11 protein-coding genes are annotated in these 7,316 nt (G+C 36.3%); 5 read left to right on the top strand and 6 right to left on the bottom strand.

Annotated elements, in window-relative coordinates; translation table 11 throughout:
• Window positions 1-538: 538 nt before the first annotated feature.
• Together nadS and NI469_RS15250 are read right to left on the bottom strand one after the other, a co-directional pair.
• Entirely contained in the window at window positions 539-811 is a 273-nt protein-coding gene (gene nadS / locus NI469_RS15255; RefSeq protein ID WP_004641921.1) for a NadS family protein, read from the bottom strand.
• Window positions 804-1,124 (bottom strand): type II toxin-antitoxin system RelE/ParE family toxin, encoded by a 321-nt coding sequence (locus NI469_RS15250; protein ID WP_067765721.1) that lies wholly within the window; start codon window positions 1,122-1,124, stop codon window positions 804-806. Before NI469_RS15250 ends, nadS begins: the two co-directional genes overlap by 8 nt.
• Window positions 1,125-1,374: 250 nt before the next feature.
• Between NI469_RS15250 and NI469_RS15245 the strand changes: the two genes are divergently transcribed.
• The gene (locus tag NI469_RS15245; RefSeq protein WP_159516824.1) at window positions 1,375-1,599 is read left to right on the top strand and encodes a hypothetical protein; all 225 of its coding nucleotides are present in this window, start codon (window positions 1,375-1,377) and stop codon (window positions 1,597-1,599) included.
• 365 nt (window positions 1,600-1,964) lie between these two features.
• On the opposite strand, the gene NI469_RS15240 is transcribed toward NI469_RS15245, so the two are convergent.
• Together NI469_RS15240 and NI469_RS15235 are read right to left on the bottom strand one after the other, a co-directional pair.
• Window positions 1,965-2,156 (bottom strand): YqaE/Pmp3 family membrane protein, encoded by a 192-nt coding sequence (locus NI469_RS15240; RefSeq protein ID WP_004728112.1) that lies wholly within the window; start codon window positions 2,154-2,156, stop codon window positions 1,965-1,967.
• A gap of 29 nt (window positions 2,157-2,185) precedes the next feature.
• On the bottom strand, window positions 2,186-2,467 hold the full coding sequence (locus NI469_RS15235; protein WP_071851970.1) for a mobilization protein: 282 nt from the start codon (window positions 2,465-2,467) through the stop codon (window positions 2,186-2,188).
• Between the two features lie 209 nt (window positions 2,468-2,676).
• Between NI469_RS15235 and mobQ the strand changes: the two genes are divergently transcribed.
• From mobQ to NI469_RS15215, 4 genes are all read left to right on the top strand, one after another.
• Complete coding sequence (gene mobQ, locus NI469_RS15230; RefSeq protein WP_248104889.1) at window positions 2,677-4,113, top strand: MobQ family relaxase; 1,437 nt, start codon at window positions 2,677-2,679, stop codon at window positions 4,111-4,113.
• 101 nt (window positions 4,114-4,214) lie between these two features.
• Window positions 4,215-4,472, top strand: coding sequence for a hypothetical protein (locus NI469_RS15225; RefSeq protein WP_253175636.1), 258 nt, complete (start codon window positions 4,215-4,217; stop codon window positions 4,470-4,472).
• Between the two features lie 156 nt (window positions 4,473-4,628).
• The gene (gene repM, locus NI469_RS15220) at window positions 4,629-5,522 is read left to right on the top strand and encodes a replication initiation protein RepM (RefSeq protein WP_253175635.1); all 894 of its coding nucleotides are present in this window, start codon (window positions 4,629-4,631) and stop codon (window positions 5,520-5,522) included.
• A 63-nt stretch (window positions 5,523-5,585) separates the two neighbouring features.
• A complete protein-coding gene (locus tag NI469_RS15215) occupies window positions 5,586-6,149 on the top strand; it encodes a plasmid replication DNA-binding protein (RefSeq protein WP_253175634.1) in 564 nt (187 codons plus the stop codon).
• Window positions 6,150-6,413: 264 nt separating this feature from the next.
• On the opposite strand, the gene NI469_RS15210 is transcribed toward NI469_RS15215, so the two are convergent.
• A complete protein-coding gene (locus NI469_RS15210) occupies window positions 6,414-6,611 on the bottom strand; it encodes a hypothetical protein (protein ID WP_004897314.1) in 198 nt (65 codons plus the stop codon).
• Between the two features lie 306 nt (window positions 6,612-6,917).
• The gene (locus NI469_RS15945; protein WP_227554090.1) at window positions 6,918-7,232 is read right to left on the bottom strand and encodes a hypothetical protein; all 315 of its coding nucleotides are present in this window, start codon (window positions 7,230-7,232) and stop codon (window positions 6,918-6,920) included.
• Between the last annotated feature and the right edge of the window lie 84 nt (window positions 7,233-7,316).

Genomic DNA, 7,316 nt, shown 5'->3' with positions numbered 1-7,316 from the left:
TTTTCAAAAATACACTTTTTATATTTTAAGTTAAAGATACTATTACTATACCGATTTTTATAAAATTCATCCCACTATTTAACATAATGGCGATTATACGCAATACACTCGTATATTAATTTAAATATCAATCACTTAAAAATTTCGTCATAACCAAGAAAAGGCAAAAAAACGGCTTTTGTAATAAGTTGGTGAGTTTTTAGGCGAATCTGTAACATTTTGCCAAGAAAATTGATTAATAAATGATCAATTTGGTAATCAGTGCCCATTTCATGCGGATCCAGGTTCCAAAACTATCCCCAATTGCTGGGGATAAAATTTAGGCTATTTTGTACGCTTTGGCGCACATCAATCTCGGCCCTTTGCTACTACCTAGAACAGTGGAATTTTCCTATGATCAAGTCATCAGGAACAGGATGTTCCATAACATAAAACAAAAATTATAAGTTATTGCACATGGACCAGAGGGTACAACAGCACAATCAGCAACGATGAAAAACCCCGGCAGGATGCCGGGGTTTTTTATTATCTAAAATATTTAGATCAAAGTTGGATGGGCATCCAGAATGCGAATTAAAGTCGCTGCAGGACCAGTCGGATAGCGTCGGCCTTGTTCCCAGTTCTGTAGCGTTCTCGCGCTAATATGCAAACGTGCAGCAAACTCTGCTTGCGTTAATCCAGTTTTCTCACGTACTTCTTTAATATCTGGCAATTCAAGCTCTGTGACTCGACTGGCCTTTATCTCATTACGTTTGATGGCACCAGCTTCTTTGATTGAAGCAACCAGGTCATCAAATAAGTTGTTATCCATGAAATTGCTCCTTTACTAATTGACGCAGGATCGATGTTTCTTTGTCTGTCAGATTATCTTTCACAGACTTTGGATAAGCCACCAGGAAAAATATCTGATCATCTTCTGTGACCCAATAATAGATCACCCGGATGCCGCCGCTTTTACCTTTATTGCCTTGAGTACAGCGTACTTTACGAATTCCACCACCATTCTTGATTAAGTCACCTTTATCAGGTTGTACCAAAAGATCTTGCTGGAGCTGACGATACTCTTCATCACTTACAAGCTCTTTAATTTGCTTGGTAAAAACACTGGTTTCAATGAATAACATGAGCTCAAGTACGTCAATGGCGTATAAGAATTTTAGCAGTTTTAGAATAAAAAAACGAGAAAAGGTAGCTCTCATTTCTCATAACCGAAATTATCTTACGTGATTAGCTTCAATTTTGATTTTTAGGTAATAGAAATTAGAACCAAAAGGTAAATAAATATTCAATTTTTTGATACAAAAAGTCATTTATAGTATATTTAATTAATTGATATAATTTACATTAAGTACATTATTAGAATAAATATATAGAATGCCTCGTTTAGTTCTAAAGGCTAAATCAACAAGATCTTTTGATCCTAAATTTTTGATGGCCTTAATTGATTGTCTACCTTTAAATCAGCGACCCTCTATTAAGGAATTATTAAATCTTTATCCAGAAGAAATTAAATTAGATCTAACCTCTGAAGTATTGGAGTCTACTATTGAAAAAATATCAGCTCGATTAGGTACGGTATTCGATATTCAACATTCATAATTTAAAATTAAATAATAGATGTTATATGAAAGGCACAATTCATGAGCCTTTTCATCACTCGTTTAACATAAAATCTCTTATACGAAGTCAAAAAAGTAGCCCCATACCCATATTGGATAGGAGCTTTGTGGCAATATAGAGTGAACTCGATAAAAAATGAAACCCTCTAATTCTTGTTTTAATTATTTTTTAACTAAGAATTAGAGGATTAATTTCTTTACCTCTGGAGTTTTATAATTATTGTTATAAGATTTATTAAATCACTTATTGCTCAAATAATCTTCACAATCTGATCATTCACTCATGGATAAGTGTGATGGAAATCACAAAATCAATCAGATCTAAAAATCACACAATTACACTATTTATGATGAGCGAATTGTTCTTTTAATTTTCTGATCAGTCTTGTATTGCGACAAAGCATAGACCGCCCAGATGGCAGCCGGGATCCAACCTAAAACTGTAATCTGAAGTAGCAAACAAATGATGCCTGCAAATGGTCGCCCTATGGTGAAAAACAGCAGCCAGGGAAAAATTAAAGCAATTAGCAATCTCATTTCAAATTCCTATGTATCTTTTCAAAAAATTAATAATTAACTGCCGACAGATCAAATAGCTTACGATCTCTTTCATCCGTTAAATACTTATCCATCTGAGCAATCAGTTTTGCTCTAGCTTGTTCATCATCTTCGGTAATTTTCAACATGCAGGATCCGATTAAAATCTTTCGTCTGGTATCGTCCTTTCGTGCCTGTTCTTTCTCTTTGGCACGTTCTCTTGCCAGTGCTGCCTGTCTTTGAGCCTTTAACTGCTTTAGCTTTTCTTCCTGTGCCTTGATTTTGCTGTCTAGTGTTTCAGTAACGCTCATTAATTCAATACCATCATCCTGGGAAACCATCCCTAACATAAGCGCACTTGAATATGCATTCAAGGTGCTATATGTATAGTAATGTTTTCCTCGAAGAGCGCACTTATGCAAACTTTGTTTGCAAGTCCGATTGGGGTCCCCCCAATACCCCGACAACCGTATTCACGGCTGTATTTCACTACGTGAAAATTTAAAAGCGAAAAATAGGCATGGCGATTTACCACTTTTCAGTCAAAACTGTAGCACGATCAGCAGGGCGTTCCGCTACTGCTGCGATTGCCTATCGGGCAGGTGAAAAGATCTATTGTGAACGTGAGGGCCGAGAACATGATTACAGCCGAAAAACAGGTGTGGAATATAAAGAAATTTATTTACCCGAAGACGCACCAGAACATTTAAAAAACCGGGAAAGACTCTGGAACGAAGTTGAACAACGGGAAACCCGAAAAAACTCGACAGTTGCCCGAGAATTTGAAATCGCTTTTCCAAGTGAATTAAATCAGGAACAACGCCTGGCCATGCTCGAAGAGCTATGCGCCAGTATCGTGGACAGACATCAGGTGGCCGTCGATGCCTGTATTCATGCACCGCATACTGGATCTGGTAGTGATGAACGCAATCATCACGCGCATATCCTGATGAGCACACGCAAACTTACTCCGGAAGGCTTCACCGAGAAAACCCGGGAACTGGATCAGAAACACAGTGGAGAAATCGAACACTGGCGCGAACACTTTGCCGATATCTGCAATATGCACCTGGATCTGGCTGGATACACTGCCCGAGTCGACCACCGCAGCTACAAAGACCAAGAGAATGGTTTAGAAGCCACGCTGCACGAAGGGCCGAAAGTCACCGAACTGCGCCGAAAAGGGATTGAGACCGAAATCAGCCGAAGCAATGACGAAATCAAACAGAGAAATCAGGCTCAGTTGCAATACGGCAAAAATATGGATCTGCTGATTGCTGAAAATGAGATCAAACTCAATACACTAAAAACTGAACAGCAGATCCAAATCAAAAATAGTGCTAAAACGCCACCAATTGACGAAAAAGCCCTGTTTGAAGAAAAACAGAGGGAAACCCTTGGCAAAGTGCTAAATCGCGAAATCAGCGCAAAAGACGCGAATCTAGACCTAGAATTTATGCAGGATGTTTTTAAAAAGGCAGAAAACACCTTGGGCAAGATGCAAAAGCATAAAAATGAGTTTAGTCAGCAGCTCGCCCAGGAGATCGTGAAAAACAGACTGAAACAAAGTCATGACAAGTTGCAAAGTCTGGTCGATCAACACAATGAATTAACCCAGAACAAACCCTTACTGTTTGGAAAAAAAGCCTGGGAAGCCCAACGTGACGAGGTTTATCAGGAACACAAAAAGCTAAAAGGTCAGCATGAACACCAGAAAAAACATGGTGTGAAGGATTTATTGGAAAATGAAAAGTTCAAAGAACATGCCTGGAAGCAGTACCAACAACAACATCCGGCCAAAGCCAAGCAATACCAGACTCTATACTCAACCTATCAAGTCATTAAAAAATGTGTGAATGAGATCAAAGCAGAACAACAGCTGAAACTCAGACAAGAACAACAACTCAAAGCACAGCAACATGCGCCTAGAATGAAATCTCGTGGCATGAGTCGCTAAACAGAGCGAGTGTCTACGAGCGAACTGAGAAAATTTGCCCTTTCCTTTCCCTGATTACAAGCTCCCTATCCATCAATCACCTGCATACCAGAGCATCCCGCATGGGTGCGAACTTTCCAAATTTGATTCTTAAATCGAGCGTAGCGAGAAAAAAAGTTCATGAGCGCAGCGAATTCCGAGTTGCTTTTGCTTTTTCTAAAAGTCACGAAAATATTAACCAAAAATTGCCCCAACGAATCGAGCGAAAGCGAGATTCAATAGAGTTTGAGCGTAGCGAAAACCAAGGGCAATTTTTCAAATTTCCTTTTTTAATTATTTTTAAATCTTTTAAATCTTTTCAGCCCTCTGTATGCCTTTAATAACAATGGTTTCAGCATTTAACTATGACGGATTGACTACTAACTATGACGGATTGACTACTAACTATGACGGATTGACTACTTAACTATGACGGATTGACTACTAACTATGACAAGTATATATTTGTCATATATTAAAAATTAAATGGTTTTATTTTGGATAAGAATCAAGTTGTAAAATCAAATCAAGTTATAGAAGCTTCATATCAATTAAGTGCCGTAGAGCAACGTATTGTCTTAGCAGCCATTTCACGTATTCCAAAGAATCAACCCATCACAGATGATGAGTTATACCCAGTGAGTGTTAATGAATTACAGCTTCTAGGAGTACACGAAAAAACAGCCTATAGAGATTTAAAAGAAGGGATTAATAGACTTTATGAAAGATCTATCAACCTTTCTGTGGACGATAAATCTATCAAAATGAGATGGGTACAGGAGGTTCAGTTTTTAGATAGTCAAAGTGTCATTGGTATTCGCTTTTCAAAACCAATTTTGCCTTTTATATCTAACCTAAGTAGAGAGTTTACGAAATATGCTCTATCTGATATTGCAGGTATTAACAGTGGGTACGGTATCCGTATTTATGAGTTACTGGTGCAATACAGACAAATAGGTAAGCGTGAAATCTCTGTTGATAATCTAAGAACCATGCTGGAACTAGGTAAAAAGTATCCATTATTTGCTGATTTTAAAAAAAGAGTAATTGATACTGCTGTAGATCAAATAAATGAATACAGCCCTTTACGTGTGACTTATGAGCAGAAAAAAACAGGTCGTAAAGTTACTCACATTACTTTTTCTTTTAAAGAAAAAACAAGAAGTGTTGGTCAGGAAAGTAAAGACATACCGAAAGAGTTCTATAAGTTAACAGATGCTCAGATAAATATGTTTGGTAATCAACTATCACGTTTACATGAACTTTCTCATCTAGCACTTGAGGGTGAGAGCTATGAAATATTAGCTTCAAAAATCAAGGAAAAATTGAGAGATCCAAAACAACAGAAGCCGTTTTTACCTTACTTACGTAACTTAGGCTTCAAACCTTGAGTGTATTAAAGAATACACTTATTGTATTCTGCAATACGTATCTTAAATACACAGTAATACACTATGAAAACAAGTACAAAATACAGTGTTAGTGATGCTGCCACACTGTATAAAAAATCTAGAGCGACACTTTATAAAGATATAAAAAATGGGGTATTAAGCCGTGATCATGATGGCTTTATAGACTTTTCAGAGTTATTAAGAGTATATGGTGAACCGTTTAGTGGAAAACAGTCAAAACGTATTGATACACCTCAAATACAAAACCTAGATACACCTGAATACACTGATAAAACAGTTATAGAATTAAAAAATCAGATCGATTTTTTGAAGAAACAATTAGAAAAAGCAGAAGATAGAGAGACTAAAGCTAATGCTCGTATCGATACGCTTCTTACACTAATTGAAATGAAACCCCTAAAATCCAATATTGATTCAAATAAAGAGAATATTGAAAGTAAGACCTCACCTAACTCAGATGATATAACTACCAATATTTCGTCAAAACAGCTTAAAGAGGACGGATTGACTACTTCAGAGAATAAACGTATCCCTGTCCCTGAACACGTTGAGCCTGAGCCTAAAAAGAGGGGCTTCCTGAGTCGTTTTTTCCTTCCTTACGGTTAACCAGGACTCCACTTTTTTGATGAGCCAATTTCAGTGCAAGCACATGAAATAATGACTCCTCAAAAAACCGGATGATGTTTATTAAAACTGAATAAAGTCGTGAAACATTGGTCAAAGAATAGGCGTGGAACGTGAAAAATCATAAAAAAAACCCACCTTGGGGAAGATGGGCTATCAACTAGAAACTACAGCATTGATTTCTAAGTGGAATTATAACGCATTTCGTATAAGGTGTATTATGTTAATTTTAGGAAATTTTAAGAATTAACTCTCAAGTAACTGCCCTATTTCCAACCTACTATATCCTCGCTCTTTTAGAATCAAGACAATAGCTTTTCTATATTCATCAGAACTGGAGGTCTTATATTTTATGATTAATTGATTCTCTGAATTCAGTTCAAGGGCATTCTTATAGGTTAAGACTTCAGTAGAAATCTTATTAAAAATATTTAGATTAAACATACAGGTACTCTTCATCCTGTTATAGCGGCCCGACTACAACAAATACCTGCCTTAGCTTAGCTAGGCACCCTTGGCAGCAAGGATTACAAATTAAGAAAAGTTCTGCAAGTTTTCAAAAGCTATAAGGATGAATAATCAACTAAAATCAATGTTATTTAACATAATGGCTGTTATACGCAATAAAAAAACCTGGGCACCAACCCAGGTCTAAAATTTAAAAAACAGATAAATATCAGTGCAATAAACTCATTTTTCTAATTTCGCATAACGTGTATTATGTTAATTTTAGGAACGCTACAAGATAGATTAGACTCGATTTTTTCTCTTTTTGAGATATAAATAACAAATCAACAGAAAACTAAGCCAAAATAAGTAGTCCAAGATAAAGTAGTGAAGAAGGAACTCATCTAAATCCCAAAAAATAAATAACACGCTTATATTGTTACCAGGTGAAGTGAAATCTCCATCAATTAAGAATACAAAGGGAAAACCTCCTGCAAGTCTATCTACTTCTTCCACCCTATCGACCACTATACGATTAACAGGGATATATCTCTGATAAAATAAAGATAATGATGTCAAAAGAAATGATAATATATTGATATACAATGTTTTTTTCAAAAATACACTTTTTATATTTTAAGTTAAAGATACTATTACTATACCGATTTTTATAAAATTCATCCCACTATTTAACATAATGGC

It is taken from the genome of Acinetobacter lwoffii (assembly GCF_024129735.1).
GTDB lineage: Bacteria > Pseudomonadota > Gammaproteobacteria > Pseudomonadales > Moraxellaceae > Acinetobacter > Acinetobacter lwoffii_H.
This window is presented reverse-complemented; position numbering and strand designations above follow the sequence as displayed.

Bases quoted from the DNA above. Each gene is read 5' to 3' on its own strand.
- nadS (WP_004641921.1), bottom strand. From the start codon at position 811: ATGGATAACAACTTATTTGATGACCTGGTTGCTTCAATCAAAGAAGCT.
- NI469_RS15250 (WP_067765721.1), bottom strand. From the start codon at position 1,124: ATGTTATTCATTGAAACCAGTGTTTTTACCAAGCAAATTAAAGAGCTT.
- NI469_RS15245 (WP_159516824.1), top strand. From the start codon at position 1,375: ATGCCTCGTTTAGTTCTAAAGGCTAAATCAACAAGATCTTTTGATCCT.
- NI469_RS15240 (WP_004728112.1), bottom strand. From the start codon at position 2,156: ATGAGATTGCTAATTGCTTTAATTTTTCCCTGGCTGCTGTTTTTCACC.
- NI469_RS15235 (WP_071851970.1), bottom strand. From the start codon at position 2,467: ATGAGCGTTACTGAAACACTAGACAGCAAAATCAAGGCACAGGAAGAA.
- mobQ (WP_248104889.1), top strand. From the start codon at position 2,677: ATGGCGATTTACCACTTTTCAGTCAAAACTGTAGCACGATCAGCAGGG.
- NI469_RS15225 (WP_253175636.1), top strand. From the start codon at position 4,215: ATGGGTGCGAACTTTCCAAATTTGATTCTTAAATCGAGCGTAGCGAGA.
- NI469_RS15215 (WP_253175634.1), top strand. From the start codon at position 5,586: ATGAAAACAAGTACAAAATACAGTGTTAGTGATGCTGCCACACTGTAT.
- NI469_RS15210 (WP_004897314.1), bottom strand. From the start codon at position 6,611: ATGTTTAATCTAAATATTTTTAATAAGATTTCTACTGAAGTCTTAACC.